This is a genomic window from Micromonospora sp. NPDC005163 (genome assembly GCF_053599835.1).
On record NZ_JBSFYP010000019.1, the window covers coordinates 1 to 26,301 of the forward strand.

Here is a 26,301-nt window from a genome sequence, read left to right on the forward strand (position 1 = left end):
GCCCCCCCCCCCCCCCCGCGGCGGAGTCGCTGCGCGGTGGCCCGCACCGTCTGGCCCCCGGCGACCGCGTGCGGATCCGCGAGCGGGAGTACGCGGTGAGCGGCACGATCCGCCTGGTCGAGGGGGACTGGAGCTGGGTGCAGCACCTGCTCGACGACGCCTCCGGCACCCGCCACCGGTTGTCCGTGGAGGACGGCCCCGACCTGGAGTTGGTGCTCTGGACCGCCGAACCCGGCGCGACCGTCACCCCGGGCGCCCCGACCATCGACCTCGGCGGGCGGCGCTACACCTGGGCCGAGACCGGGCAGGCGCGGTACACCGCCACCGGCGAGACCGGGCTGCCGGCGGCCGGGACGATGCGCTACCACGACTACGAGTCCGGCGGCGGCGCGCGACTCTCCTTCGAGGCGTACGGCGAAGAGGGCTGGCGGGTCGCCGGCGGCGACCTGCTCGACCCCGCCGAGCTGACGATTCGACCCACCACCCAAGAGCGCTGAGCCGGTCCCGACGGGCGCGCCGGGTTGGCCACGGCATGCCAGAGTGGCCAGTTGCCGATACGGTGTGGGCGCGATCTTAGGGAAGGAGAATCGTGGTCGATTCCCAGAGCACGCCGGCCCGCCAGCGGCCATCCATCGTGACGATTTCCAGCTACCTGCTCTTCCTGTTCCTGGCGTGCCAGGTGATCAGTCTGATCCTCACCCTCGCCACCATCGGCAAGACCCGTGACGTGCTCCGCGAGGCGTACGAGGGCAGTTCCGCGAACGGTGCCGAGCAGGTGGCGGACTTCTTCTTCGCCTTCGGCATCGGCAGCAGCATCGTGCTGCTGCTGCTCGCGGTCGCCCTGGCCGTGCTGGCCCTGCTCAACAACCAGGGTCGCAACGGCGCCCGGATCACCACCTGGATCATCGGCGGCATCATGGTCTGCTGCGTGGGCGGCACCCTGCTCAGCGGGGCCGCCGGCAGCTTCACCACCGGCGTGGACACCGGCGGCGACATGCCGAGCGGCGAGGAGATCCAGCGCCGGCTGGACGAGGCGCTGCCCTCCTGGATCACCCCGGTCAGCCTCCTGCTCGGCGTGATCAGCCTGCTCGCGCTGCTCGCGGCGCTGATCCTGCTGGCGCTTCCGAAGGCCAACGAGTACTTCCGCAAGCCCACCGCGGGCTGGGAGCCGCCGACCCCGGGCGCCAGCTACCCGGGTTACCCGCAGGCGCCGGGCCAGCCCGGCTACCCGCAGGCCCCCGGACAGCCGGGCAACCCGTCGAGTGGCGAGCCGGGTTACCCGTCGACGCCGGGCCAGACGACCGGGTCGGAGCCGGCTTACCCGCCGCCGCCCGGCCCGTCGCCCTCGTCGGGCCCGTCCGGCACGGACCGACCGGACGACACGCCGCCGGCCGACCGTCCCGGGCCGACCCCGCCGTCGACGAGTTGACCGTTCGATAACCACGACGCCGACGATCCCTCCGAGTAGGTTGCAACCCGACGCCTACCGGAGGGATTCGTCGTGTCGTACCCGGAATCGGCACCGGCGCGCCGGCCGGCCGTGGTCTTGCTGGCCGCGGCCGTGCTGCTGGTGATGGCGATCGCCGCACTCGCGTACACCGTCATCGACCTGGCGGTGCTCGGCCGCACGGTCGACGCGTTCCGCTCCGCCGCCCGGGACACCTCGGCGAGTCCGCAGCAGGTCGACGATGTGGTGACCCTGCTGCGCGTGTCCGCGGCAGTCTCGGCGGTGGTGGCGGCGCTCTCCACGCCGGTGCTCGCCGGTCTGGCCGTCGGGTTGCTGGCGGGTCGTGCCGGCGTCCGGGTGGCCACCTGGGTCGTCTGCGGGCTCGGCCTGCTCGCCGGCTGCTGCAGCGTGGCGGTGCTCATCGGTGAACGGGCCGCGCCGCTGCGGCTGGGCGCCGGCGAGCGGGCCACCGCCGAGTTGCTGGGCCTGATCGGTGACGCGTACCCGTCGTGGTGGATCCCGCTCAACGCCGGACTTTCGGTTGGACAGGGCCTCGGTTACCTTGTGGTAGCTACGCTGCTGGCCCTGCCGGCGGCCAACGCCTGGTTCGGTCGGCACCGTCCGACAACGCCTACCGTGCCGTCCGCTCCGCCCGGGTTCCCACCCGCCCCGCACCAGCCCCCGCCGGCGCAGACCGCGCCCCCGTACCCGCCCAGGTGAGGACCGCCCGTGACGCTCGACCCCGCGATCGCCGAGCGACGGGCCCTGATCACCGGCGCCACCGCCGGCATCGGCGCTGCGTTCACCCGCCGGCTGGCCGCTGACGGCTGGCACCTGGTGCTGGTCGCCCGGGACGCGGGCCGGTTGACCGAACTGGCCACCGAGCTGGGTGCCCGACACGGCCGCGAGGTCGAGACGATCTCGGCGGACCTGTCCACCGACGACGGCTGCGCCGTGGTGGAGCAGCGGCTCACGGACGGCGGCCCCGTGCACCTGCTGGTCAACAACGCCGGGATCAGCCTCAACAAACCGTTCCTGCGCTCCTCTGCCGAGGACGAGGCCCGCCTGCTGCGGCTCAACGTGCACGCGGTCATGCGGCTGACCCTGGCGGCGCTGCGGCCGATGACCGAACGGCGCGATGGGGCAGTGATAAATGTCTCTTCGGTTGCCGGATTCGGCGCGGTGATGCCGGGATCGACCTACTCGGCCAGCAAGGCGTGGGTCACCAATTTCAGTGAGTCCGTCGGCCAGTCGGCACGGCCGTTCGGGGTCCGGGTGATGGCCCTCTGCCCCGGCTACACCCGTACGGAGTTCCATCAGCGGGCCGGCATCAACATGTCGAAGACGCCCGAGTGGATGTGGCTGCGGGCCGAGGATGTGGTCGACGAAGCCTTGCGTGACCTGGGCAAAGGCAAGTTGGTCAGCATTCCGGCGTGGAAGTACAAAGTGGCCGTTGCCGGCCTGCGGCACGCGCCGCGAAGGCTGCTCCAGGCGGTCGCCCGGGACACCCGCGGCAGGATCGGTCGAGACGAGCGCTGAGCACCCAGGGCCGCCCGGTCTCCCGGCGCCAGTGCCGGTACGTTGGCTCACCGCGATCGGGCCGATTGCTGAGCGTAGTCGGACATCGCCAACCATCTGTCCCCCAGCGGGCTGATCAGGGTGGACCCCACACGCGGCGTCCAGACTTGCGCAGTAACCTCTATCGCCATGGGGGACCACGACGACCTGCGTAAATTCATTACCGACCTGGCTGTGGTCCACGGACGGGTCGTGCTCTCCTCGGGGCGGGAGGCAGACTGGTACGTCGATCTGCGTCGCGTCACGCTCCATCACCGGGCCGCCCCGTTGGTCGGCCGGGTGCTGCTCGACCTCACCGCCGACTGGGAGTACGACGCCGTCGGCGGGCTCACCCTGGGCGCGGACCCCATCGCGCTCTCGATGCTGCACGCCGCTGCTCCGACCGGTCGGGCCCTGGACGCTTTTGTGGTGCGCAAGGCGGGTAAGGCGCACGGTCTACAACGGCGCATCGAGGGACCGGAGGTGGTCGGCCGCCGAGTGTTGGCGGTGGAGGATACGTCCACGACAGGCGGAAGTGTGTTGACCGCGGTCGAGGCGCTTCGTGAGGCCGGGGCTGAAGTCGTGGGCGTGGCGGTTATTGTTGATCGAGGCGCCGGCGACGCGGTGCGAGCCGCCGGATTGCCGTACAGGGCGGCCTATACGTTGGCTGACCTCGGCCTTGTGGCGTAAAAGTTTGCCGATTCGGATCTGCTGATATGCAGGCGGATCGATGCTGCTGGTGGAAGGATGGAATACGTGGGAACTGCGTTGGCCGAAATGACTATGCCTCAGATCTCGCCGCTTGCCGGTGAGCCGATCGAACGTGCCGATGCCGAGCGTCTCGCGGGGGTCCTCAAGGCCCTTGCCGATCCCGCTCGGTTGCGGCTGCTCAGCCTGATCCAGTCGGCCCCTGAGGGCGAGGCGTGCGTCTGTGACCTGACGGCGCCGCTCGGCCTCTCTCAGCCGACGGTCAGTCACCACCTGCGTATCCTCACCGAGGCCGGCTTGCTGGAGCGGGAGAAGCGCGGTGTCTGGGCGTACTACCGGCTGGTCCCGAGTGCGATCGCGACGATCGCCGACCTGCTGACCCCGCCGCGTAAGCGGGCCACCAAGAAGGCCCGCTGAAGCAGGCGCTGCACGCCGTCCCGCGCCGGGATGGTGTTCGGTGGCGAGCCAGGGGTGGCGCCACCGCTCGGTGACGCCTGCTCGTCCCCGGCCGCACCGCCGGAGGCCGGGTCCGACATGCCGACGGCCGACCCCCTCACCAGGGGGCCGGCCGTCGTCGTACCCAGGGTTCAGCGCTCCTGCCCGTGCTCCGGACGCTGGCGGCCGTGCGGGTGCTCGTCGTGGTCGAACGTCTCGCGGACTGCTTCGACCGCGCCGACGGCGCTGGCCGCCGCGACCACCGCGACCGCCTCGCCACGCTTGCGTGCCCGCCGGTCGCGGAGGAACTCGAAGAAGATCGGCAGCACCGAGATCACGATGATCAGGGCCACCACCGGCAGGATGTAGTGGTCGATCTTGTCCCCGATGGCCTGGTAGATCTGCTCGGCCAGCAGGTAGCCGATCAGCAGGATGCCGTCCACCCACAGCACCGCGCCGACGATGTTCCAGAGCAGGAACTGCCGGGCCGGCATGCCGAGCGCGCCGGCGACCGGGTTGAGGAACGTCCGGACGATCGGGATGAAGCGGGCCAGCACCACGGCCTTCGCCGGGCCGAACTTCTGGAAGTAGTACTCCGCCTTCTCCACGTACTCCTTCTTGAAGAGCCGGGAGTTGGGCCGCTCGAACATCCGCCGGCCGTACCGCGCGCCGAGCCAGTGCCCCACCTGGGCGCCGACGATCGCGCAGATCGGACCGCCGATCAGCAGGCCGGCCAGGGAGAGTCGGGTGCCGTCGCCGAAGATGGCGTCCGCCACGGGCGAGGCGGCCACCCCGGCCAGGAACAGCAGCGAGTCGCCCGGGAAGAAGAAGCCCACCAGCAGGCCGGTCTCGGCGAAGAGGATCACCCAGACGCCGATCAGCCCGAAGGTCTGCAACAGCTCCTTGGGATCGAGCGGGTTCAGGGCGACGCTCTCCGCGAGCGTGCGGGTCTTCTCAGCTGTGTCCACGGCCACAAAGGGTACCGAAGACCGCGTCTCTTGCCGCGCCGGACCGTACCCACACCACCCGCTGGCGCATCCCCCGAGGCGAAGGGTGTCGCAACGACGGTGCCCCGCCGACCGGGATGGTCGGCGGGGCACCGGTGGTGCGGGTTGGATCAGGCGACGAAGCGGGTCCGGCGGCGCTTGGCCACCAGGTAGCCGCCGACGCCCGCGGCGAGCAGCAGCGCGCCGATGCCGGCGATCAGGCCGGTGGACTGGCCGGTGATCGGCAGCGCGCCACCGTCGTCACCACCCTGGCCGCCGCTGCCATCCTGGTCGCCCTGGTCGCCCTGGTCGCCCTGGTCGCCGGACGCGTTCACCAGGATCTTGGCGGTGTCGTTGGCCGGCTTCAGGTCGGCGTAGAAGCCGCCCTCGCACTCGCACGGGACGTTGACCTTCACCGCGCCGGTGGCGTTGGCGATGACCTTGTCGATACGGAACTTGAACTCGCCGGTCAGTTCCTCGCCGGCCGGGGCGAACGGCCCGGGATAGCAGCGGTATTCGGCAGCGCCGGGAGTCCCGGCGTCCTCCCACTCCGCGTCCTCACCGGTACGCGGGGCGCACTCGGCCGGCACCTCCACCGCGGTGGTGCCGGTCGGCACCGTGACGTCGACGAAGGTGACGTCGGTCTCGGTGCGGATGTACTCCAGGGTGGCCGGGCCGTTGTTGCGGAAACCAAGGGCGGCGGTCACCACCGCACCCTTGGCGCCGGTGAACTTGGCGCCGACGGCCTCCAGGTCCGTACCGTTCTTGCCGGTGACCTCCACCCGCAGCGCACTGTGGTTGTTGCTCGGGTCGGTGTCCGTCTGCATGGCGCGGCTCGCACCCGGGGCCTGGGTCAGCGACAAGGTCTTGCCCGTACCCAGGCGGGCCGCCTTGGCGCCGGCCTCCTCGCGGACGCCGGCGAAGTCCTCGAAGTCTCCCGTGGTCATGAACCAGATGTCGCCGAACTCGGTGCTCGGTGCGTAGGTGTCCTTGGCCAGCTCGTAGTTCAGGGTCGTCGTAGCGCCCTCACCGACCGGAATCTTCTCGTCGAACTCGCAGGCGAACAGGAAGTCCTCGGCGTAGTAGCAGTTGTCGAACCGCTCCTTGGTCCGGATGCCGTAGTCGTTGTCGAACAACGCCACCACACCCTCGATGTCGGTCTTGCCGACGTTGCGGACAGTCAGCGGGGCCTGGAACGCGGCACCGGGCGCTGCCTTGACCTGGGTTTCGGGTCCGCCCGCCAGGTCGACGCCCTCGCCGACGCGGATGCGGGAGACGTAGTTGGCGACGTCCTTGCCGGCGGTCTGGAGGCTGACCTTCAGCTCGCCGGCGTCGCCGGTAGCCGCTTTGTCGGTCGGGGCGATGATGACGTCCCCGAGGAATCCTCCGTACAGCTCGTCGACGACCACCGGGAAAGGTTCCGTGCAGACCAGCACTCCGGCATCGTCGGCGGAGCAGTCGTTGCCCGTGTCGCCGGCCAAGGTGATCTTGTCGGCCAGTGAGCGGTAGTCGTAGCGGACGGTGACCTCGTTGAGGACGGTCGGCTCAGAGCCGAACAGCTTCGGCCCCCGGACGACGCCGGGCGAGTCGGCCGCGACGGTGACGTCCTGGAAGTAGAGGTCGAATTCGGCAGCCGGATCGGCGATGGCCGGACTGGCGGAGGCGGCGACGAACGCGCCTGCTACGCCCAGTCCGGCGAGCAAACGCCGGGTGGAGTGGGTGAGCATGTGGGGGTTCCTCCAGTGGGGGATTCAGGTGGAGCCTGCGGATCCTAAGGAATCGCTAAGGTTGGCCGCCGCCCCGAATGCCAAGACCGGCCGAAAGGTTGATCGGCGTCACCGCAACGTTCGATCGCCCCGCTTCCGTCATCTGAGGCAGGAGCCCCGGGAGGTGCAGTGACGTACGAGGAGTTCGCGGACACGCGACTGGCCCCGCTGCTGCGGTACGCGGTGATGCTCACCGGCGATCCGCACCAGGCGCAGGATCTGGTGCAGGAGACGATGGTCCGGGTCCAGCTCAACTGGCGACGGGTCGCCCGAGCGGACTCACCCGAGCGCTACGTGCGCCGGATGCTCACCAACCAGTACGTCGACTGGAAGCGCGGTTCCTGGATGCGCCGGGTGCTGCTGCGCGGGGAGCCCGATGAGGCGCTGGCGGCACCCGTCGACCACGCCCAGTCCGCCGTCGACCGGGACCAGATCTGGTCCTGGCTGTCCCGGCTGCCGCGCCGGCAACGGGCCACCCTGGTGCTGCGCTACTACGAGGACCTGCCCGACGCCGAGATCGCCGACATCCTCGGCTGCGCCGTCGGGACCGTACGTTCGTCCATCTCCCGGGCCCTGGCCACGCTCCGGGCCGAGTACGTGGAGGCGTGAACATGATCGAGGATGACCTGCGTGCCGCCTTCGCCCGGCACGAACCGATGACCCCGCCGACCGGTCCGCTGCGGGCCACGATCGACCGCCTGGTGACCCGGCGGCGGCGTCGTCGCCGCCGGTGGCAGGCCGGCAGTGCGGCGTTGGCGCTGCTCGGTGCACTGGGGATCGGGGTGCCCCTGCTGACTCCGGAGCGCGCCGGACCGCCGCCCGCCGCCGATCTGATCGGCGAGTCCGGTCGGCCGGTGCCGACGGGCGCGCTGAACATCCTGCTGCTCGGCCTCGACGGCGACCGGCGGGAGGTGTCGCGAACTGACGCGATGCTGTTGGTGCACATCCCGGCCGACCACAGTCGTCCGTACCTGATCTCGCTGCCGCGTGACCTGGGGGTGCCGATCCCGGGCTACGGCACCAACAAGTTGAACGCCGCGTTTCCGTTCGGTGCCGGGTTCACCCGGCCGGAGATGACCAAGGGTTACGAGCTGACTCGGCGTACGGTGACCGAGTTGACCGGGATCCGGGTGGACGCTGGTGTGGTGCTGACGTACCCCACCGTGCGCGCGCTGACCGACGCCGTGGGCGGAGTGCCGGTCTGTCTGCCCGAGCGGGTGCTCTCCGTCCACACGAAGCGGGTCTTCCCGGCGGGCTGTCAGCGTCTCGGCGGCGCCGCGTCGGTCGACCTGCTCCGCCAGCGCTACGGTCTGCCCGAGGGCGGCCACGACCGGGACCGGAACGCCCGGCTCTTCGCTGCCGGTCTGGTCCGCCAGGCCACCGACCAGGGCGTGCTCACCGATCCGGTACGCCTCACCAGACTGCTGGCCGCCGTCGGCCCGGACCTCGTGGTGTCACCCGACCGGGCCGCCGTGCTGGACCTGCTGCGGCTCGTCCCCGCGCTGCGATCGGTCGAGCCGGTCGGGCTCAGCCTGCCGGTCGTCGAGCCGACAGGGCAGGACCGGTACCTGCGCCTCAACCCGAAGCTCGCCCCGGAGTTCCTGACCGCGCTGCGGGAGGACCGGCTCGACGAATGGACGGCCCGTCACCCGAAGCTGGTCGACGCCGGCCGCTGATTCAGCGGTAGTCGTCCTCGTCCCCGGTGACCACCCGGGCCTGCTCCATCGCGTCCCAGTCGTCGACCTCCAGGCCGCGGTGCGGCTCGCCGTCGACGTCGGCGGGGCCGACCACCGCGGCCTGCTCGACCGCGTCGGCCGGCTCCGCCTCGGGGTCGCGTTCGTCCGGGGCGAGGTGGTCGCCGGGGGTGAAGTCCTCATCGGGCTGACCCATCGTTCCTCCCGGGGGCTCGGTGCACGGTTCCCACCCACCGTACGGGCTGTGCCGGCGCCGCGCGGAAGTCGAGTCGGTCGAATCACCCATGGGCGGCGCGGCCCGGTGCCAGGATGGGGCCGTGGGCTTCCTCATCCGGCTGGCGATCACCGCGGTCGCGTTGTGGGTGACCACGCTGATCGTGCCCGGGGTCGAGGTGCACGGACGCTCGGGTGGCAACACCGTGCTCACGCTGATCGTGGTCGCGCTGATCTTCGGCGTGATCAACGCGGTGCTCAAACCGGTGATCAAGGTCGTCGGTTGCGTGTTCTACCTGCTGACCCTGGGCCTGTTCGCGCTGGTGGTCAACGCGCTGCTGTTCCTGCTCACCGACCGGATCGCCCGCGGGCTCGACCTGCCGTTCCAGGTGGACGGTTTCTGGGCGGCGTTCTGGGGCGCCATCGTGATGACCGTGGTCACCTGGCTGATCAGCGTCATCGTGCCGGACCGCCTGGGCAACCGGTGACCGGATCCCTTGCCACCGCCCGACGGGTGGGCCAGGGCCGGGTCGGTTGTTTCGGCGCACCTCACCTACGGGATACTGCCGGGCGGAGGACAGCGCGGTCCGGCGCACCCGTGAACAACAGCGGCCAGCACGGCCGAGAGTGGTAAGTAAGGAGCGTTCGATATGCCCATCGCTTCCCCCGAGGCTTACGCGGAGATGCTGGACCGCGCCAAGGCTGGCCGGTACGCGTACCCCGCGATCAATGTCACCTCCTCCCAGACGCTGAACGCGGCGCTCAAGGGCTTCGCCGACGCGGAGAGCGACGGCATCATCCAGGTCTCGACCGGTGGCGCCGAGTACCTGTCCGGCCCCTCGATCAAGGACATGGTCACCGGCGCGGTGGCGTTCGCCGCGTACGCGCACGAGGTGGCCAAGAAGTACCCGGTCAACATCGCGCTGCACACCGACCACTGCCCGAAGGACAAGCTGGACGGCTTCGTCCGGCCGCTGATGGGCATCTCGCAGGAGCGGGTCAAGCGGGGCGAGCAGCCGCTGTACCAGTCGCACATGTGGGACGGCTCGGCCGTGCCGGTGGCGGAGAACCTGCAGATCGCCTCCCAGCTCCTCGACGAGGCCGCCAAGGGCAAGATCGTCCTTGAGATCGAGGTCGGCGTCGTCGGTGGCGAGGAAGATGGCGTCGAGAACGCCATCAACGACAAGCTCTACACCACCGTCGAGGATGGCCTGGCCATGGTCGAGGCGCTCGGCCTCGGCGAGAAGGGCCGCTACATGGCGGCCCTGACCTTCGGCAACGTGCACGGCGTCTACAAGCCGGGCAACGTCAAGCTCCGGCCGGAGATCCTCAAGCAGATCCAGGACGCGGTCGGCGCGAAGTACGGCAAGGACAAGCCGCTCAGCCTGGTCTTCCATGGCGGCTCGGGCTCCCTGCTGAGCGAGATCCGCGAGGCGCTGGACTACGGCGTGGTGAAGATGAACATCGACACCGACACCCAGTACGCCTTCACCCGGCCCGTCGCGGACCACATGCTCCGCAACTACGACGGCGTGCTGAAGATCGACGGCGAGGTCGGCAACAAGAAGCAGTACGACCCGCGTACCTGGGGCAAGGCCGCCGAGGCCGGCCTGGCCGCCCGGGTCGTCGAGGCGTGCGAGCACCTGCGCTCCACCGGCACCACGATGTCCAAGTAACGACGTCCCACCGACGGCCGGCCCCCTCGGGGAGCCGGCCGTCGTCGTTTCGTCAGGCGGACGCGGTGAGCAGGCGGACGGCCTCGCGGACGTCGTCGGTCAGGTGGATCGTCGACGACAGGTCGCCGAACGGGGACGCGGCCAGCAGCGGGCGCAACAGCGCCTCCACCGGCAGCTCCCGGGTCCAGTACGCCCGGTCGAGGAAGACGTAGGCGCCGCTGACACCGTCGGTGCCGTAGTAGGTCTTGGTCGCCGCCTGGAACACCTCCTGCACCGTGCCCGCCCGCCCGGGGGCGAACACGATGCCACCCCGGGCGAGCCGCAGGATGGTGTCCTCCCGGATCGCGTTCGAGAAGTACTTGGCGATCCGCCCCGCGAACAGGTTCGCCGGCTCGTGCCCGTACAGCCAGGTCGGGATGGCCAGCCCGCCGGCCCGCGCCCATCCCGCGTCGGCGCCGCGCTGCCGGGGCACGCCCGCGTACCGCTGCCGGACCGTCAGCGCCACGGCGGTGTACCGCTGGTGGTCGGTGAAGTCGGGCGCGGTGGCCAGCAGGTCGATCGCCGCGGTCAACTCCGCCGCCGGCTGGTCCGCCAGGTAGGCGCCGAGGTTCGCCGCCTCCATCACCCCGGGACCGCCGCCGGTCACCACCAGCCGGTCGGCCCGGGCCAGCTCCCAACCCAGCACGGCCGCCATCCGGTACGCCGGGCTGCCGCGCCGCACCGCGTGCCCGCCCATGATGCCCACCACCGACTGCGGCCCGTGCTCGTCCAGCCAGGCCCGGGTGGCGTCGGTCAACGCGTTGTCCACGCCGTGGTCGTGCAGACGCTGACCGAGCGCCTCCTTGACGTCCGGCAGCGCGCCGCCGTGCGCCCGGTAGTGCTCGTACACCCGGGTGTCGTACATCCCGGTGAACCCGCCCTCGGCGAACCCGGCGGCCAGCTCCTCCGGGGTGTAGAGGTGCGCCGGTTGGGTCGGGTACGGCAGCCCGGAGAACGGCGGCACGACGTTCGCCCCACGCCGGACCAGGTCGGCGCCGACCTCCCGGGAGGCGAACCGGCAGCCGACGAAGAGGGTGCCGGTGACCTCGACGCCGGTCAGGTCGGGCACCGGGGCCAGGTCGAGGCGGAGCCCCTGCACGGTCAGGCCGGTCAGGCGGCCGGTGGCCAGCTGCTGGTCGAACTCGTCGCGGGTCTGGACCTCGTTGACGTGCAGGTGCGGCTCGATGATGTCCGCGGGAGGTGGGGTCGGCACCCGGCCATCCTGCCCGTCCGCCGGGACCAGCCAAACCCCGGGCCGGGGCGGAACCGACAGGAGCCCGGCGGCCGTGGCCACCGGGCTCCTGCGTAACCGGGTCCTGGGGAGGCTCCGGACCATTAGTTGTAGTGGAAAACACCTGGCGGCGGCATAGGCCGCAGGCGTGACCAACTCCTCAGCCGTTCAGCGGAGCACGTCGGCCGACCCGCTCGCGTGTCGCCCTGTCCAGCGGGTTGAATGGGACGATGCAGAACCTGTTGCCAGAGCCACCGGCCACCCTCCTACCCGCGAACCACGAGGCCGACGCAGCCCTGGCCGCCGCCGAACAGGCAGCCAGCGACCAGGCGTACGCCGAGGTGGCGGCCCGATTCCCGACCTACAGCGCCGCCTGGGCCGAGCTCGCGGCCCGGTCGTTCGCGCAGGGCCAGGTGGTGACGGCGTACGCCTACGCGCGCACCGGCTACCACCGGGGCCTGGACCAGCTGCGCCGCAGCGGCTGGAAGGGCCACGGCCCGGTGCCGTGGTCGCACGAGCCGAACCAGGGCTTCCTCCGCTGCCTGTACGTGCTCTCCCGGGCCGCCGACGAGATCGGCGAGGCCGACGAGGCGGCCCGCTGCGCCCAGTTCCTCCGCGACTGTGACCCGGCGGCGGCGGACGCGCTGGCCAGCAACTGACACCCGACCCGACGGCCGGTCCGGCACACGTCCGGGCCGGCCGACGGCGGGCTACAGACCCTCGGCGACCGCGGCGGCGATCTTGAGCCAGGCGTCCCGGGTGGCCGAGGAGAGCCCCCCGTACCGGATCGGCTCGCCGCTGTCGATGAGCCGCTCGTACGGCGCCAGCAGCACCGCCCTGGTCCGGGCCGCGAAGTGCTCCTGGATGGCCGGTAGGTCGATCTCCTTGCGGGACGGTGGCATCGACACCACCGTCACCGCCTGCCGGACCAGCCGTTGCCGGCCGCTCTGCTCGAGGTGGTCGAGCATCCGGGCGGCCGTCTCCGCCGAGTCGTTACGGGCGGACATGGTGACGACCAGTTGGTCGGTGGCGTCCATCGAGGCCTGCCAGTTCTGCGCCCGGACGTTGTTCCCGGTGTCCACGAAGATCAGCTTGTAGAACCGGCTGACCACCTCGCGGATCTCGGCGAACGCGGCCGCGGTGAGCATCTCGCCGCCGGTGGCCGACTCGTCCGAGGCGAGCACGTCGAACATCCCCTCGCCCTGCGAGCGGACGTACTGCGACAGATCGCCGACCCGCCCGTGGGCGCCCTGGAACTGCCCGAGGTCGCGCAGCATGTCGCGCACCGTGCGGGAGTGGAAGTCCTGTTGGGCCCGCATCCCGAGAGTGCCCTGGGTCTCGTTGTTGTCCCAGGCCAGCACGTAGCCGCCGCGCTTCTGGCCGAACGTCATCGCGAGCAGCAGGATGGCCACGGTCTTTCCGGCGCCGCCCTTGGGATTGACCACGGTCACCTGCCGCAGCCCGCCGAAGTTGCGGCGCACCATCTCGATGTCCCGCTTGAGCTCCTGCTCGTGCCGCCCGGGAGCCAGCCGGAGCAGCCCCATCTTGTTGACCACCGCGCGGACGCCCATCGTGGCCACCGGATCGGCCGGCCGTACCTGTCGGCGCCGGGCGAAGTCCTCCGCGGTCGGCGCCGCGGTGGTCTCCGGCTCCCAGGTGGCGTCCGGATAGCCGGTGGCCGGCACCCGGGTCACCCCCGCGGCCTCCTGATACGACTGCGGCTGCGCTGGGGGTGCTCCGGGGGCGCTCTGCTGCCAGGGTGGCGGATACCAGCCCGGCGACGGCGGGAACGGCCCCGGAGGCGGGGCCACCGGGCCAGCCTGCTGCGGCGCCGGGCTGCCGTGCGGCGGCTCGGCGAACTGCGTCGGGCCGGGCGGGGGCGGGATCGGTGCCGGGCCGGCCTGACCGGGGATCGCCGGCGGGTACGCCTGGCCGGGATACGCCTGGCCGGGATACGTCTGGCCGGGATACGTCTGGCCGGGGTGCGTCTGGCCGGGCCCGGCGTTCGGGGCGGCCGGGTGCGGTGGCGGTGGGACGGGAGGCGCGGGGACCGGCGGCGTTCCGGCGGCCGCCTCGTCGTGGGCCGTCCCGGTCGCGCCGGCCGGCCGCTGCGGCGGATACGCCCAGGGCGACTCGGTCGCCGGCCGTGCCGTTCCGGCAGATCCGTCCTCACCGGTGCCGGCCCGGCTCGCCGCCGGCCCAGCCGTGGTGGGGTCCGCGGTCGCGACTTCGTGTGCTGCCGGTGCGACCGGATCCGGGCCGGCGGCGGGCGCGGCGGACGCCGCCGGGCGGTCCAGGGAGAACGGCAGGTCCAGGTCGACGCCACCCGGCACGATCGGCGGGGCCGGGACGGCGACCGGACCCGGATTGTCGGCCCGCCCCGGTGCCGTTCCCGACGCGGAAGGCTCCGACCCGGGCAGAGTGGCTGCCTGCGGCGCGGGACCGGCTGCCTGCGGAGTGGCGCTGGCTGCCTCGAACGTGGGACCGGCCGCCTGCGGCGCGAGGCTGGCTGCCTGTGGCGCGGGGCCGGGTGCCTGCGGCGTGGCGCTGGCCGCCTCGGGCGTGGAGCTGGCTGCCGCGGACGCGTTGCCTGCCGGCCCGGGCGGGCTGTTCGTGGCCGTCAGCGCGGTGCTCGGTGTCGCGGCGCTGGCCGGGCCACCGTTGCCGCCGGGTGTGTCGGTGCTGCTGCTCGCGGGCCTGGTCGAGCCGGTCGCCGAACCGGCGGCCCCGACCACCGCGCCGGTCGCCGGGGCAGGGCTGGTAGCCGGGGCCGGGCTGGTAGCCGGGGTAGGGCCGGTCGATGGGGCTGGGCCGGTCGCCGGGGTGCTGGGCGCGGCACCGGTGGTCGACGGCGTCGGTCGGGCGTCGTCAGCCGTCCCGCCGGGAGCGTCGGGGGTCGGTGGGTCGGCCGGCGGTGGCCAACTCGGCCGGGCCGGGGCCCAGCCCGACGCGCCGCCGGAGGGGCCGGTGACGCCCCAGCCGCCGGGCGCCGGCACGGCACCCGTGAGCGACGGATAGTCGGACGGTGACGGTGGAGTCCGCGCCGCTGCCCCGGGCTGCCCGGGTACCGGAGGACGGCCCATCGGCGGCGCGGCCACAGGTGGCGGCACGGTCGACGGCGGTGCGGCCGACGGCGGGCCACCTCGCTGCTCGGAGATCGACGCCCATGGCGGTGCCGCGGCATCCGCTCCCGGGTCGGCCGGATCCGGTGGCCAGAGTGGTTCGATGTCCCGCTCCGGCACCGGCTGCTGGCCGGGCAGCTGCGCCCGGTCGGCGTTCTCGTCCATTACGGTTCCTCCCCAGTCCTCCTGCGAGGATAGGCCCACCGGCCGACGAGGGTCGGTCGGCGCAGCCGGGGTCAGATCGCCCAGATCGCCCAGGCGCCCGGTTCGATCCACCAGGACCGCTTCCGGGTCAGCTCGCCTTCGACACCGTCGTCGAGGTAGGGCACCTTTCCCTCCCGGGGCAGCACCGACACCGCCCGCCCGCGAGCACGCCGCACCTCCAGGCGTACCCGCTTCCTGCCCAGCGCCGAGCGGCCGACCACCGGCACGGCCACCGCGACCTCGACCTGGCCGTCGGCCGGGTCCGGCGCGGCCAGCAGCGTCACGTCGTCGAGCATCGCGTACCCACCGGCGTTACCGATCGCACAGGCCAGCAACAGTTCGTCACCGTCGGTGAGGACGGTGTCGTCCACCTCGACCCGGGCCCGCCAGTGCAGCGGCCGGCCGGCGTCGTCGGCGGCGCCGAACAGGGCGCCGTCCAGGGTCACCGAGCCGCCGTCGTTTCGCAGCAGATCCAGCCGGCGCGGCGTGCCGTCCAGCACCGCGGCGGCCACCGCAGCGGGGTCGCGGGGCAGCCCGAGCTGCGCGGCCAGGTCCCGGTGGGTGCCGCCGCGCGCCGGGTCGAGCGGGAGTACGGCAACCGGGGGCAGGTCGGGCAGGGTTCGATCAGCGGGCAGGTCCGCCGGGCGGCGGCTCGGCGCTGGCGCGTACCGCCGGACCAGCCGGCGCAGCACTGCGCGCAACTGCCCGTCGCTGGCCGTGGCGACGACCAGCCGGGTCTTGCCGTCCGGGTCCGGCCAGGTGAGGCCGTCCGGGCGCGGCGGACCGTCGAGACGGGACAGCGCCTCGTCGATCTCGGCGTCCGAACGCGCGGTGACCGTCTGCACCCGGGCGCCCCGGGCGGTCAGGGCGTCGGCGCAGGCCAGCACCGGCACCCGGGGCCGCTCGGTGGCGCACCCGTCCGCATCGCCCCGCGCCCCACCGCCGTCACCCGTCGTGTCACCGCCGGTCGTGTCACCGCCGGTCGTGTCACCGCCGGTTACCGGGTCGGTGTCGGCTCCGGTCGCACCGCCGCAGCAGGTCCCGCCGCTGCCGCACCCCCCGGAAGCGTCCCGCTCCGAACCGAGGGTGAGCAGCACCACGTCGTACACCGAAGGAGCCTCCTGCCTCTCGCCGCGACCCCTGCCGGCCGCGCCGTCACTACTTGTTAACCTGACACCCCGGGCTCGCCAACCGGTCGCCACCTGGCACCCGAGCCTTCTGGAGGCGGAAAAGATGCCAGCGATCGTGCTCCTCGGCGCTCAGTGGGGCGACGAGGGCAAGGGCAAGGTTACCGACCTGCTGGGTGAGCGGGTCGACTACGTCGTGCGCTACTCCGGTGGCAACAACGCGGGCCACACGGTGATCACCCCGGACGGCCAGAAGTACGCACTGCACCTGATGCCCTCCGGCGCGCTCTCGCCGAGCGCGATGATCGTCATCGGCAACGGCGTGGTGGTCGACCCGAAGGTGCTGCTCACCGAGATCGACGGGCTGGCCGAGCGGGGCGTGGACGTGTCCCGGTTGCGGATCTCCGGCGACGCGCACCTGATCATGCCGCACCACCGGGCGCTGGACCGGGTGATCGAGCGGTACCTCGGCTCGTCCCGGATCGGCACCACCGGCCGGGGCATCGGCCCGGCGTACGGCGACAAGGTGGCCCGGATCGGCATCCGGCTCCAGGACCTGCTCGACCCGGGCATCCTGCGCAAGAAGCTGGAACTCGCGCTGCGCGAGAAGAACCAGATCCTCTTCAAGGTCTACAACCGCAAGGCGATCGACCTCGAGGCGACCGTCGAGGAGTACCTGGGATACGCGGAGCGGCTCAAGCCGTACATCGCCGAAACCCGGGCGATGCTCTGGGACGCGCTGGACCGGCACGAGACGGTGCTGCTCGAGGGCGCCCAGGCCACCATGCTCGACATGGACCACGGCACGTACCCCTTCGTGACGTCATCCAACCCGACGGCCGGTGGCGCCTGCGTGGGTGCCGGCATCCCGCCGACCGCGATCAGCAAGGTGATCGCGGTGAGCAAGGCGTACACCACCCGGGTCGGCGCGGGCCCGTTCCCGACCGAACTGTTCGACGCCAGCGGCGAGCACCTCCGCAAGATCGGCGCGGAGTACGGCACGACCACCGGGCGGGAACGCCGGTGCGGGTGGTTCGACGCGGTGGTCGCCCGGTACGCCTGCCGCCTCAACGGCGTCACCGACCTGGTCATCACCAAGCTGGACGTGCTCACCGGGCTGCCCAAGGTGCCGATCTGCGTCGGCTACGAGATCAACGGCGTCCGGGTCGACGACATGCCGATGAGCCAGACGGACTTCCACCACGCCACGCCCGTGTACGAGGAGCTCGACGGCTGGTGGGAAGACATCACCAAGGCCCGCACGGCTGACGAACTGCCGGAGAACGCCCGCCGCTACATCGCCCGCGTAGAGGAACTCTGCAACACCAGAGTCAGCGTCGTAGGCGTAGGCCCCGGCCGCGACGAAAACGTCCTCCTCCACCCCCTCCTCCCCTAACCCCACCCCGGGCCCCCGGCCCCCCGGCCTCTCACCCCGCTGATCAAGAGGTTTGCGTCAGGATCCGGCTCCAAACTGACGCGAACCTCTTGGTCAACTGTGTGGGAACTGGTTCTCCACAGGGTTGTGGGGGTTATCCACAGGGGCTTTGGTGGGGTGGGGTGCGTGGGCAGAGTGGGGCGGTGGGACCACACCAGCTTCTTCGCGACGTCGCGGCCGAGCAGGATGGGATGGTCACCCTGGCGCAAGCGTTACGCGCCGGCCTGACCCGGGACCAGGTCCGACAGCTTTGCCGATCCGGCAGGTGGCAACGCCTCGTCCGGAGCTGTTTCGTGCCGACCGCCGAGTTGAGTGACGCGGCATTGCACCGGGCGCGGGTTCGGGCAGCAGTGACAAGCCTTGGCCCAGGTGCCTTCGCTGTCTTCGACACCGCACTGGAGCTGTACGGCATCGCGGGGCTTCGCCGGGCTTCGCAGGTTCACGTCTCGGTTGCGATTGACCGGCCACGATCCCAGCGCGCTTTGGCGCCGTGGCTCGTCGTGCACCAGTTGACCGTCGGTCCCGGCGACATCACCGTGGTCGCGGGTGTCCGTGCCACCTCCCCGCTCCAGAACGTCTCCGACGTCATTCTCCAAGTCGATCGTTACCCAGCGGTCTCCGTCCTCGACTCAGCACTGAACCAGGGCCGGCTCACCTCAGCGCAACTGGCGATGATCCCGAGCCTGATTTGCGGCCGGCGGGGTGCGGTCGCGGCGCGGGTCTGTCTGGCAGAGGCGGACGGGCGGGCGCAGTCGCCGCTGGAGACCCGTACCCGACTCCGCTGCGTCGACGGCAGTGCCGCCCGACGCGTTGCAGCTAGAGATCCGCGACGTCGACGGCTATCTGCTCGGAATCGGCGACCTCGGCTGGCGCGCCCCGCGGGTGATCGCAGAGGCCGACGGCCGGGACGCGCACGCCTCGCCGCAGGCGGCCTTCGCCGACCGCCGCCGTCAGAACCGCCTGGTCAACGCCGGTTGGACCGTCCTCCGCTTCACCTGGTCGGACACCCTCCAGCCGGACTACATCCCCTGGACAGTCCGCCAAGCCCTCGCCGCCGCCCGCTCTCGTCGATCATGAGGTTGGCGGCTCAGTGGATCGCCAATGGGCCCGCCAACCCCATGATCAACGGGGGTGGGGGTGGGGGACAGTAGGATCCTGGGTCGTGCGGGTTCTTCTGGTGGGTGGTGGGGGGCGGGAGCATGCGCTCGCGCTCGGGTTGGCCAACGATTCGGCCGTTACCGCGCTGATCGCGGCGCCGGGCAATCCGGGGATCGCCAGCGTGGCCGAGCTGCGGGCGGTGACTCCGACCGACCCGGCCGCGGTGGCCGCGCTGGCCGTGGAGACCGCGGCGGACCTCGTGGTGATCGGGCCGGAGGCGCCGCTGGTCGCCGGGGTCGCCGACGCGGTACGCGCCAAGGGCATCGCCGTGTTCGGGCCGTCGGCCGAGGCTGCCCGGCTGGAGGGTTCCAAGACGTTCGCCAAGGACGTGATGACCGCCGCCGGTGTCCCGACCGCGCGGGCCTACACCTGCACGGATGACGAGAGCACCGGACGGGCGCTGGACGAGTTCGGCGCGCCGTACGTGGTGAAGGACGACGGGCTCGCCGCCGGTAAGGGCGTGGTGGTCACCGACGACCGGTCCGTCGCGCTGGCGCACGCCCGCGAGTGTGGCCGGGTCGTGGTCGAGGAGTTCCTCGACGGGCCGGAGGTCAGCCTCTTCGTGGTGACCGACGGCGAGGCGGCGCTGCCGCTGCTGCCCGCGCAGGACTTCAAGCGGATCGGCGACGGCGACACCGGCCCGAACACTGGAGGCATGGGCGCGTATGCGCCGCTGCCCTGGGCCTCGCCCGGCCTGGTCGACGAGGTCATGCGCGACGTGGTCCACCCCACCCTGGGCGAGTTGCGCCGCCGCGGCACCCCGTTCGGCGGCCTGCTCTACGTCGGGCTCGCGATGACCGCTGCGGGCCCCCGGGTGATCGAGTTCAACGCCCGGTTCGGCGATCCGGAGACCCAGGTGGTGCTGGCGCTGCTGGAGACGCCGTTGGGCGGGCTGCTGCACGCGGCGGCCACCGGCACGCTGGCCGGGCACCCGCCGCTGCGCTGGCGGTCCGGCGCCGCGGTCACCGTAGTGCTCGCGGCCGAGGGCTATCCGGCCGCGCCGCGTACCGGCGACGTGATCACCGGCGCGGACCGGCCGGGCATCATCCACGCCGGCACCGCCCGCCGAGCCGACGACGGGGCCCTGGTCTCCGCCGGTGGCCGGGTGCTCTGCGGTACGGCCACCGGCACCGACCTGGCCGCCGCACGGGCTGCCGCGTACGCCCTGGTGGACGGGGTGGAATTGGCCGGCTCGCAGCACCGCACCGACATCGCCGCCGCTGCAATCGACGGCCGGATCAGAATTCCCGGCTGATTCGGGCAACCCTCGCCCGTCCCGCCTCCGTTTGAACCGTGAGGCGAGGAGGTGGCTGGATTGCCGGCCGACATCGAGGGTTACCGCGAGCACGTGGGTGCGCGGCTGGAGCCGCTGCGCCGCACCGCGTACCTGCTCTGCGGTGACTGGCACACGGCCGACGACCTCGTGTCGGCGACGCTGGTGAAGCTGCTCCGGCACTGGCGCCGTGTGTCCGGGATGGACAGTCCGGACGCATACGTCCGCCGTACCCTCCTGCGGGTCTGGTTGGACGAGCGGCGCCGGCCCTGGCGGCGGGAGGCCGCCTGGGCGGAGGTGCCGGACCGTCCGGCGACGGGCGGCGGCACCGAGGGCACGGCGGACCGGCTGACCATCCTCGCCCTGCTGGCCGAGCCGCCACCACGCCGGCGCGCGGTCCTCGTGCTGCGCTACTTCTGCGACCTGTCCGTCGAGGAGACCGCGCGCGAACTGGGCTGTACCCCGGGCACCGTCAAGAGCCAGTCGGCGCGGGCGATCGAGGCGCTGCGGGGGCGCCTCGTCGGTGCGTCGGCGCGAGCCGAGGAGGCAGGCACCGATGGATGAACTCTCCGACCAGATGCGCGCGGCGGTGGCGTCGTCGCCGCCCACCGGAATCGACGTCGACCGGCTGATCGCCGACGACCGGCAGCACCGCCGCCACCGTGCTTGGGCGATGGCGGGTACGGGGACGGCGGTTGTCGCGCTCGCGCTGACATCGGCACTGGTGGTCGGGCCGGTTCCGGACACTCTGAAGCTGCCGGGCGGCTCACCGTCCGCCGGCCCGTCGCTCTGTGCGGAATGGAAACGGCCGTCCAATCGGCCCGAACCGCCACTTCAGACGTACGACACGGTGCGCGCCCGCCCGACCGAGCCACCCGACGAGGGCGTGGCCCGGCTGACCGGCGTGCTGCGACGGGCCCTGGAGGAGCACCTGCCGGCCGGGCTGACAATCACCAATCGGCAGCCCACCTGTGACCTGGTCCAGTTCCGCTACTCCCCGAGCACGCCGTCCTACGGGACCAGCCCGGAAGTCAGGAGGGGAGAGCAGGTCGAGGATCTGTCCGTGACGCTGGGCCCGGCGGGTGTCGACGAGCCGCGGGGATGCGATGCCGTGACGGATGGCAGCAGCTGCACGAGCACCCGTCTTGCGGATGGCAGCCTTCTCACTACCAGCACAGCGCTGAATCCGATGCACAAGGGGGTGGACCAGCGTTCGGCGCAGGTGTGGCGAACCGACGGCACCCACGTGTTGGTGAGCACCAGCAACTTCCTGACCATGGTAGAGAACCTCGACAAGAATCCCGACGGTCCCCGCTCGCTGGATCCCGCCCCGCCGCGGTTGATCAGCATGGAGCAGTTGACGGCCATCGCCACCACGCCCGGCCTGACGCTCTATCCCTGACCGGGCTCAGCCGTAGTAGCGGCGCAGTTCGCGGCTGACCACCTTGCCGGTGGCGTTGCGCGGCAGGTACTTCACGAAGATCACGTCACGGGGTACGGAGAAGCGGGCCAGGTAGTGCCGGACATACTCGCGGACCGCCTCGGGGTCGAGCGTCTCGCCGGGGTGCAGGGCGAGGAACGCGGCGAGCCGCTGGCCGTACTCCGGGTCGGGCACTCCGATCACCGCGGCCTCACGAACCTGCGGAAGCCGGGCGAGCAGGTCCTCCACCTCGGACGGGAAGACGTTCTCACCACCGGAGACGATCATGTCGTCCGCGCGGCCGTCGACGAAGAGCAGGCCGTCAGCGTTGACCCGGCCGAGGTCGCCCGTGTCGAGCAGGCCGTCGTGGGTCTCCCGGGTCGCGCCTGACGTGTACCCCTCGAACAGCATCTCGTTGCCGACGAGGATCCGGCCGACCCGGCCGCCGGGCACCGGCTCGCCGTTGTCGTCGAGGATCTCCAACCGGGTGCCGTGCGGGGGTCGGCCGGCGGTGGTGGGTGCCTCCCGCAGGTCGACCGGACCGGCGATGGAGGCCCAGGAGACCTCGGTCGATCCGTACAGGTTGTAGAGCACGTCGCCGTAGGCATCCATGAACGCCGGGGCGAGCCCGCCGGGCAGCGCCGAGCCGCTGACCGCGACCACCTTCAGCGCGGGCCGCGGGTCCGGTGGCGGCACCTCCAGCAGCCGTTGGAGCATCACCGGTACGGCGAAGAGGGCGTCACACCCGTGCGCGGCGAGCGTTGCCAGCGTGGCGGCCGGGTCGAAGCGGCGGTGCAGCACGATGGTGGCCCGCAGCGCGAAGGACACTTGGAGCGCCGCGTACCCCCAGGTGTGGAAGATCGGTGCGGCGATCATGACCGTGTCCCGGGTGTGCAGCGGGATCCGGTCGATGATGGACACCAGCGGGCCGAAGCCGTTCGGGGTGGGCCGGCGGGCGCCCTTGGGCGAGCCGGTGGTGCCGGAGGTCAGCACGATGATCCGGCCGTCCCGCTCCGGTGGGCGCAGCTCGCCCGGCAGTGCCCCGGCGATCAGCTCCGCGTGGGCGCGCTCGTCGACCCGGTGCAGCTCGGCCGGGAGCCCGAGGACCAGCTCGGCGAACTCGTCGTCGTGCACCAGCACCCGCAGTCGTTGCTCCTCGGCGACGGTGGCCAGTTGCGCGGCGGACAGGCCGGTGTTGACCAGGACCGAGTCCACGCCGAGCAGGGTCGCGGCCACGATCGTCTCGATGAGGCCGTGGTGGTTGCGGCAGAGCAGACCGATCCGGTCGCCGGCCTGTACGCCGAGCGCGGCGCGCAGCGCGCGGGCCAGCCGCTCGGCCCGGTCGAGCAGCTCCTGATAGGTCAGCTGGGTGCCGTGCTCGTCGAGCACCGCCGGGCGGCCGGGGTCCCGGGCGGCGGCTTGGCGCAGCTCACCGGCGAGGCTCCAGCCCCAGGTGCGCAGGGCGTTGAGCTGTGCGGCGACGCGGATGGGTCGGCCGGGGGTGAGCAGGCCGCGTCGGGTCAGCGTGGCGACGACGAACGGCAGGTCCATGCCCTTGGGCCTCCTTCAGTGGTGCACGGATGGGCCCCCGGAGGGGCCCATCCTCGGACTCTGCTGTCGATCATGCACCGGATCCGCCGGGCTGCCCAACCGCTGTGATCAGCGGATCTGCATTCCGGAGATCGCCCGGGAGATCACCAACCGCTGGATCTCGGAGGTGCCCTCGAAGATGGTGTAGATCTTCGCGTCCCGGTACCAGCGCTCCACCGGGTGGTCGCGCAGGAAGCCGGCTCCGCCGAGCAACTGCACCGCCTTCTCGGTGACCGACACCGCGACCTCGCCGGCCTTGAGCTTGGACATCGACCCCTCGCCGGCGGTGAACGGGCGGTTGTTGCGGCCCATCCAGGAGGCCCGCCAGACCAGCAGCCGAGCCGCGTCGATCTCCATCCGCATGTCGGCCAGCGCGAACGCGACCGCCTGGTTCTCGATGATCGGCCGTCCGAACTGGACCCGCTCCTTGGCGTACTCCAGGGCGTACTCGTAGGCGGCCCGGGCCACGCCGAGCGCCTGCGCGCCGACGGTGGGTCGGGACAGCTCGAAGGTGCGCATCGCGGCCTGCCCGCTGGCCCGCTGCCCGGAGCGGGCCCGGTCCAGGCGTTCCAGCAGGGCGTCCCGGCCGCCGAGCAGGCAGCGCCCGGGCACGCGTACGTCGTCGAGGAAGACGTCGGCGGTGTGCGACGCGCGCAGCCCCAGCTTGCGCAGCTTGCGGGTGGCGGCCAGGCCGGGGGTGCCCGGCGGTACGACGAACGCCGCTTGGCCCCGGGAGCCGAGCGTGGGGTCGACCGAGGCGGTGACCACGTGCACCCCGGCGATCCCGCCGTTGGTGGCGTACGCCTTCTGCCCGGTCAGCACCCACTCGTCGGTGGCCTCGTCGTAGACCGCCCGGGTGCGCATCGCGCCGACGTCGGAGCCGGCCTCCGGCTCGCTGGTGCAGAACGCGGCGACGGCCGGCGAGTCGACGTCGCCGAAGCACTGTGGCACCCACTCGACCATCTGGTCGGGGGTGCCCGCGCCGTAGATGGCGGCGACGGCGAGCGCGGTGCCGAAGATGCTCAGCCCGATGCCGGCGTCACCCCAGAAGAGTTCCTCGCTGGCGATGGGCAGGGAGAGCCCCGTCGGGTCGGCCCAGCAGGTGGCGAGGAACTCGAAGCCGTAGAGGCCGACCTTGGCGGCTTCCTGGATCACCGGCCACGGGGTGTCCTCCCGCGCGTCCCACTCGGCGGCGGCCGGGCGCACGACCTCGGCGGCGAAGCCGTGCACCCAGTCGCGCAGATCCCGCTGTTCCTCGGTCAGGTCGAGCGAGAACTCGGCCATCTCAGGCCTTGGGGATGTCGAACAGGTTGGCGATGTTGGCGGCCAGACCGAGGTCGCCCTTCGCCTTCAACTTGCCGGTCATGAACATCATCACCGGGTTGGCGCCACCGGAGACGATCTTCAGGAACTCCACCGGGCCCATGGTCAGGCTCAGCTTCGGGTCGTGCTGCGGGGTCTCGTTCACGTCGCACTTGCCGTCCGCGATGACCACCTCGTAGGTGTCGCTGCCGCCGTCCGGGCGACCGGTGATGACCCAGTGGATGACCGCGTTGGTGGAGCCGGCCCGGTCCGCGCGGAACAGCGACGGCATCCGGTCGAACACCTCGCCCAGGACCTTGCCGCGCAGATCACCGGACATCACCTGGGCGATCTTGTCGTCCGGGGTGGACTTGACCAGCTGGGCGAATTCCTTGGGGCCCACGTTGGCGAAGGTGGCCGGGTCGAAGTCAGTCATGAGACGCGCCTTCCGGGAAGATTTGGCTACTCGCGCGTAACCCTACGCACGAGTAGGTATGCTCGCAAGGTGTCCACCGCTCCCGCCTTCAAGCGCCTGCCACGGGCCGTCCGTGAGCAGCAGATGCTCGACGCGGCCGTGAAGGTCTTCTCCCGGCGTGGCTTCCACGCCGCCAGCATGGACGAGATCGCGGAGGACGCCGGCATCTCCAAGCCGATGGTCTACGCGTATCTCGGCACGAAGGAGGAGCTCTTCGTCGCCTGCCTGCACCGGGAGGGCACCCGGATGATGCAGGCCATCGCCGGCGCCGCCGCGCCCGACCTGCCGGCCGACGAACGGCTCTGGCGAGGGTTGCGGGCGTTCTTCGGCTTCGTCGGCGCGTACCGCGACGGCTGGGCCGTGCTCTACCGGCAGGCCCGGGGCGAGCAGCCGTTCGCCGGCGAGCTCACCACCATGCGGGCCCGGCTGGTCGAGGTGGTCGCCGGGATGCTGGACCACGCGCTGCGCGCCGAGGGCCGCGAGGTCACCGCCGTCGACCTGGAGGTCGTCGCGTACGCCCTGGTGGGCGCGACCGAGTCGCTGGCCGACTGGCTCGCCGACCACCCGGAGGCCGACCCGGAGAAGACCGCCACCCGGATGATGAACGTGGCCTGGCTCGGCGCCGGCCAACTCCTGCACGGCGTCACCTGGCGTCCGCCGGCCGACTGACCGCCCGGACATCACCGCACCGGTGTCCGACCCACCGGCTCGGCCGTCTGAGCCGGTCCCGCGGATCGGCGACGGTTGCGGAGCCAGCGGACCACCTCGACGACCAGGGTCACCGTCAGGGCGAGACCCAGACCGAGCAGCAGGCCGCGCACCGGGTCCTGCTCGAAGGCCATCCCGCCGAGGTAGCCGACCAGCGCCGAGTAGAGCCCCCACGAGCCGGCGGCCAGCGCGTCGAAGGCCAGGAAGCGTCGACGGGGGTAGTGGACGGCTCCCATGGTGAGGGTGACCGCGGTTCGACCGCCCGGCACGTAGCGGGCCACGGTGAGGATCAGGCCGCCCCGGTTGGCGATCCCCCGACGGGCCCACTCGATGGCGGCCCGGCGCCGTCCGTCGGACGGCACCCGGTCGATCAGCCGGCCGCCACCGCGCCGACCGATGGCGTACGAGACGTGGTCGCCGACGAGAGCCCCGGCGGCGGCAACCAGGATCACCGCGGGCAGGTATGGCGCGCCGGATGCCGCGAACACCCCGGCGGTGATCACTGCGGTCTCGCTCGGCACCACCGGGAAGAAGCCGTCGAGCACCGCGATCGCGAAGATCGCCAGGTACACCCACGGCGAGGACATTGTCTGGTGCAGCAGGTCGAGCAGGTCCATGATCCCGATGCTGGTGCCGGCGGCGGCCGCCGCCATCGGCCAGTGGTCAGCCGAGCGACACGACTTAGGTAGCGTCCGGCCCGGACGGCGGGTAGGGGTCTTCCCCCACCGCACCCGG

The 26,301-nt window shown here is 71.9% G+C and carries 28 protein-coding genes; 18 read left to right on the forward strand and 10 right to left on the reverse strand.

Annotation, left to right across the window (positions count from 1 at the left end):
* From ACWD6N_RS15220 to ACWD6N_RS15245, 6 genes are all read left to right on the forward strand, one after another.
* Nucleotides 1–497 (forward strand): DUF4178 domain-containing protein (locus ACWD6N_RS15220; RefSeq protein ID WP_450004922.1); only part of this gene is annotated, 497 nt, incomplete at its 5' end.
* A 92-nt stretch (nt 498–589) separates the two neighbouring features.
* Nucleotides 590–1,429 (forward strand): hypothetical protein, encoded by an 840-nt coding sequence (locus ACWD6N_RS15225; protein WP_354966467.1) that lies wholly within the window; start codon nt 590–592, stop codon nt 1,427–1,429.
* 72 nt (nt 1,430–1,501) lie between these two features.
* The gene (locus ACWD6N_RS15230; protein ID WP_354966468.1) at nt 1,502–2,167 is read left to right on the forward strand and encodes a hypothetical protein; all 666 of its coding nucleotides are present in this window, start codon (nt 1,502–1,504) and stop codon (nt 2,165–2,167) included.
* 9 nt (nt 2,168–2,176) lie between these two features.
* Nucleotides 2,177–2,986 (forward strand): SDR family NAD(P)-dependent oxidoreductase, encoded by an 810-nt coding sequence (locus ACWD6N_RS15235; RefSeq protein ID WP_354966469.1) that lies wholly within the window; start codon nt 2,177–2,179, stop codon nt 2,984–2,986.
* A 168-nt stretch (nt 2,987–3,154) separates the two neighbouring features.
* A complete protein-coding gene (pyrE, locus tag ACWD6N_RS15240; protein ID WP_354966470.1) occupies nt 3,155–3,694 on the forward strand; it encodes an orotate phosphoribosyltransferase in 540 nt (179 codons plus the stop codon).
* 57 nt (nt 3,695–3,751) lie between these two features.
* Nucleotides 3,752–4,129: an ArsR/SmtB family transcription factor gene (locus tag ACWD6N_RS15245; protein ID WP_007454255.1), complete on the forward strand. Its 378-nt coding sequence runs from the start codon at nt 3,752–3,754 to the stop codon at nt 4,127–4,129.
* A gap of 170 nt (nt 4,130–4,299) precedes the next feature.
* Here ACWD6N_RS15245 and ACWD6N_RS15250 read toward each other — a convergent pair whose 3' ends face one another.
* Nucleotides 4,300–5,121, reverse strand: a complete 822-nt coding sequence (locus ACWD6N_RS15250) for a DedA family protein (RefSeq protein WP_354966471.1) — start codon at nt 5,119–5,121, stop codon at nt 4,300–4,302.
* 143 nt (nt 5,122–5,264) lie between these two features.
* A complete protein-coding gene (locus tag ACWD6N_RS15255; protein ID WP_354966472.1) occupies nt 5,265–6,860 on the reverse strand; it encodes an LPXTG cell wall anchor domain-containing protein in 1,596 nt (531 codons plus the stop codon).
* A gap of 168 nt (nt 6,861–7,028) precedes the next feature.
* Here ACWD6N_RS15255 and ACWD6N_RS15260 point away from each other — a divergent pair, with 168 nt between their 5' ends.
* Both ACWD6N_RS15260 and ACWD6N_RS15265 read left to right on the forward strand, forming a co-directional pair.
* Nucleotides 7,029–7,508 carry a SigE family RNA polymerase sigma factor gene (locus tag ACWD6N_RS15260; protein WP_387324733.1) on the forward strand — a complete coding sequence of 160 codons (480 nt, stop codon included), beginning with the start codon at nt 7,029–7,031 and terminating at the stop codon, nt 7,506–7,508.
* A 2-nt stretch (nt 7,509–7,510) separates the two neighbouring features.
* Entirely contained in the window at nt 7,511–8,575 is a 1,065-nt protein-coding gene (locus ACWD6N_RS15265) for an LCP family protein (RefSeq protein ID WP_354966474.1), read from the forward strand.
* A gap of 1 nt (nt 8,576) precedes the next feature.
* On the opposite strand, the gene ACWD6N_RS15270 is transcribed toward ACWD6N_RS15265, so the two are convergent.
* Nucleotides 8,577–8,789 carry a hypothetical protein gene (locus ACWD6N_RS15270; protein WP_354966475.1) on the reverse strand — a complete coding sequence of 71 codons (213 nt, stop codon included), beginning with the start codon at nt 8,787–8,789 and terminating at the stop codon, nt 8,577–8,579.
* Nucleotides 8,790–8,910: 121 nt separating this feature from the next.
* Between ACWD6N_RS15270 and ACWD6N_RS15275 the strand changes: the two genes are divergently transcribed.
* Both ACWD6N_RS15275 and fbaA read left to right on the forward strand, forming a co-directional pair.
* Nucleotides 8,911–9,294, forward strand: coding sequence for a phage holin family protein (locus ACWD6N_RS15275; protein WP_354966476.1), 384 nt, complete (start codon nt 8,911–8,913; stop codon nt 9,292–9,294).
* 162 nt (nt 9,295–9,456) lie between these two features.
* Nucleotides 9,457–10,482 (forward strand): class II fructose-bisphosphate aldolase, encoded by a 1,026-nt coding sequence (gene fbaA / locus ACWD6N_RS15280; RefSeq protein WP_089018268.1) that lies wholly within the window; start codon nt 9,457–9,459, stop codon nt 10,480–10,482.
* 52 nt (nt 10,483–10,534) lie between these two features.
* Here fbaA and ACWD6N_RS15285 read toward each other — a convergent pair whose 3' ends face one another.
* The gene (locus ACWD6N_RS15285; RefSeq protein ID WP_354966477.1) at nt 10,535–11,734 is read right to left on the reverse strand and encodes an LOG family protein; all 1,200 of its coding nucleotides are present in this window, start codon (nt 11,732–11,734) and stop codon (nt 10,535–10,537) included.
* A 248-nt stretch (nt 11,735–11,982) separates the two neighbouring features.
* Here ACWD6N_RS15285 and ACWD6N_RS15290 point away from each other — a divergent pair, with 248 nt between their 5' ends.
* A complete protein-coding gene (locus tag ACWD6N_RS15290) occupies nt 11,983–12,411 on the forward strand; it encodes a DUF3151 domain-containing protein (protein WP_354966478.1) in 429 nt (142 codons plus the stop codon).
* Between the two features lie 51 nt (nt 12,412–12,462).
* Here the strand turns inward: ACWD6N_RS15290 and ACWD6N_RS15295 are convergent, their stop codons facing one another.
* Nucleotides 12,463–14,376: a chromosome partitioning protein gene (locus tag ACWD6N_RS15295; protein WP_387325155.1), complete on the reverse strand. Its 1,914-nt coding sequence runs from the start codon at nt 14,374–14,376 to the stop codon at nt 12,463–12,465.
* Between ACWD6N_RS15295 and ACWD6N_RS15300 the strand changes: the two genes are divergently transcribed.
* Nucleotides 14,294–14,770 (forward strand): hypothetical protein, encoded by a 477-nt coding sequence (locus ACWD6N_RS15300; RefSeq protein WP_354966480.1) that lies wholly within the window; start codon nt 14,294–14,296, stop codon nt 14,768–14,770. The two genes, ACWD6N_RS15295 and ACWD6N_RS15300, sit on opposite strands and share 83 nt — an antisense overlap.
* 340 nt (nt 14,771–15,110) lie before the next feature.
* Here the strand turns inward: ACWD6N_RS15300 and ACWD6N_RS15305 are convergent, their stop codons facing one another.
* Complete coding sequence (locus tag ACWD6N_RS15305) at nt 15,111–16,187, reverse strand: diacylglycerol kinase family protein (RefSeq protein ID WP_387324728.1); 1,077 nt, start codon at nt 16,185–16,187, stop codon at nt 15,111–15,113.
* Nucleotides 16,188–16,311: 124 nt separating this feature from the next.
* Here ACWD6N_RS15305 and ACWD6N_RS15310 point away from each other — a divergent pair, with 124 nt between their 5' ends.
* The 5 genes from ACWD6N_RS15310 to ACWD6N_RS15330 all read left to right on the forward strand — a co-directional run bounded on the left by ACWD6N_RS15310 (nt 16,312) and on the right by ACWD6N_RS15330 (nt 21,473).
* Nucleotides 16,312–17,601 carry an adenylosuccinate synthase gene (locus ACWD6N_RS15310; protein WP_354966482.1) on the forward strand — a complete coding sequence of 430 codons (1,290 nt, stop codon included), beginning with the start codon at nt 16,312–16,314 and terminating at the stop codon, nt 17,599–17,601.
* An 834-nt stretch (nt 17,602–18,435) separates the two neighbouring features.
* The gene (locus tag ACWD6N_RS15315; protein ID WP_354966483.1) at nt 18,436–18,717 is read left to right on the forward strand and encodes a DUF559 domain-containing protein; all 282 of its coding nucleotides are present in this window, start codon (nt 18,436–18,438) and stop codon (nt 18,715–18,717) included.
* Between the two features lie 85 nt (nt 18,718–18,802).
* A complete protein-coding gene (gene purD / locus ACWD6N_RS15320; protein ID WP_354966484.1) occupies nt 18,803–20,053 on the forward strand; it encodes a phosphoribosylamine--glycine ligase in 1,251 nt (416 codons plus the stop codon).
* A 51-nt stretch (nt 20,054–20,104) separates the two neighbouring features.
* The gene (locus tag ACWD6N_RS15325; RefSeq protein ID WP_387324725.1) at nt 20,105–20,635 is read left to right on the forward strand and encodes a SigE family RNA polymerase sigma factor; all 531 of its coding nucleotides are present in this window, start codon (nt 20,105–20,107) and stop codon (nt 20,633–20,635) included.
* 13 nt (nt 20,636–20,648) lie between these two features.
* On the forward strand, nt 20,649–21,473 hold the full coding sequence (locus tag ACWD6N_RS15330; RefSeq protein WP_354966485.1) for a hypothetical protein: 825 nt from the start codon (nt 20,649–20,651) through the stop codon (nt 21,471–21,473).
* Nucleotides 21,474–21,479: 6 nt separating this feature from the next.
* On the opposite strand, the gene ACWD6N_RS15335 is transcribed toward ACWD6N_RS15330, so the two are convergent.
* From ACWD6N_RS15335 to ACWD6N_RS15345, 3 genes are all read right to left on the reverse strand, one after another.
* Nucleotides 21,480–23,042 carry an AMP-binding protein gene (locus ACWD6N_RS15335; RefSeq protein ID WP_354966486.1) on the reverse strand — a complete coding sequence of 521 codons (1,563 nt, stop codon included), beginning with the start codon at nt 23,040–23,042 and terminating at the stop codon, nt 21,480–21,482.
* 108 nt (nt 23,043–23,150) lie between these two features.
* A complete protein-coding gene (locus tag ACWD6N_RS15340; protein ID WP_354966487.1) occupies nt 23,151–24,365 on the reverse strand; it encodes an acyl-CoA dehydrogenase family protein in 1,215 nt (404 codons plus the stop codon).
* 1 nt (nt 24,366) lies between these two features.
* Entirely contained in the window at nt 24,367–24,819 is a 453-nt protein-coding gene (locus ACWD6N_RS15345; protein ID WP_354966488.1) for an SCP2 sterol-binding domain-containing protein, read from the reverse strand.
* Between the two features lie 69 nt (nt 24,820–24,888).
* On the opposite strand from ACWD6N_RS15345, the gene ACWD6N_RS15350 reads away from it, so the two are divergent.
* Entirely contained in the window at nt 24,889–25,527 is a 639-nt protein-coding gene (locus tag ACWD6N_RS15350; protein ID WP_354966489.1) for a TetR/AcrR family transcriptional regulator, read from the forward strand.
* A gap of 11 nt (nt 25,528–25,538) precedes the next feature.
* On the opposite strand, the gene ACWD6N_RS15355 is transcribed toward ACWD6N_RS15350, so the two are convergent.
* Nucleotides 25,539–26,219, reverse strand: coding sequence for a DedA family protein (locus ACWD6N_RS15355; RefSeq protein WP_387324720.1), 681 nt, complete (start codon nt 26,217–26,219; stop codon nt 25,539–25,541).
* Between the last annotated feature and the right edge of the window lie 82 nt (nt 26,220–26,301).

Bases quoted from the DNA above. Each gene is read 5' to 3' on its own strand.
- pyrE (WP_354966470.1), top strand. From the start codon at position 3,155: ATGGGGGACCACGACGACCTGCGTAAATTCATTACCGACCTGGCTGTG.
- ACWD6N_RS15245 (WP_007454255.1), top strand. From the start codon at position 3,752: ATGGAATACGTGGGAACTGCGTTGGCCGAAATGACTATGCCTCAGATC.
- ACWD6N_RS15255 (WP_354966472.1), bottom strand. From the start codon at position 6,860: ATGCTCACCCACTCCACCCGGCGTTTGCTCGCCGGACTGGGCGTAGCA.
- ACWD6N_RS15265 (WP_354966474.1), top strand. From the start codon at position 7,511: ATGATCGAGGATGACCTGCGTGCCGCCTTCGCCCGGCACGAACCGATG.
- ACWD6N_RS15270 (WP_354966475.1), bottom strand. From the start codon at position 8,789: ATGGGTCAGCCCGATGAGGACTTCACCCCCGGCGACCACCTCGCCCCG.
- fbaA (WP_089018268.1), top strand. From the start codon at position 9,457: ATGCCCATCGCTTCCCCCGAGGCTTACGCGGAGATGCTGGACCGCGCC.
- ACWD6N_RS15290 (WP_354966478.1), top strand. From the start codon at position 11,983: ATGCAGAACCTGTTGCCAGAGCCACCGGCCACCCTCCTACCCGCGAAC.
- ACWD6N_RS15310 (WP_354966482.1), top strand. From the start codon at position 16,312: ATGCCAGCGATCGTGCTCCTCGGCGCTCAGTGGGGCGACGAGGGCAAG.
- ACWD6N_RS15330 (WP_354966485.1), top strand. From the start codon at position 20,649: ATGCGCGCGGCGGTGGCGTCGTCGCCGCCCACCGGAATCGACGTCGAC.
- ACWD6N_RS15335 (WP_354966486.1), bottom strand. From the start codon at position 23,042: ATGGACCTGCCGTTCGTCGTCGCCACGCTGACCCGACGCGGCCTGCTC.
- ACWD6N_RS15340 (WP_354966487.1), bottom strand. From the start codon at position 24,365: ATGGCCGAGTTCTCGCTCGACCTGACCGAGGAACAGCGGGATCTGCGC.
- ACWD6N_RS15345 (WP_354966488.1), bottom strand. From the start codon at position 24,819: ATGACTGACTTCGACCCGGCCACCTTCGCCAACGTGGGCCCCAAGGAA.
- ACWD6N_RS15355 (WP_387324720.1), bottom strand. From the start codon at position 26,219: ATGGCGGCGGCCGCCGCCGGCACCAGCATCGGGATCATGGACCTGCTC.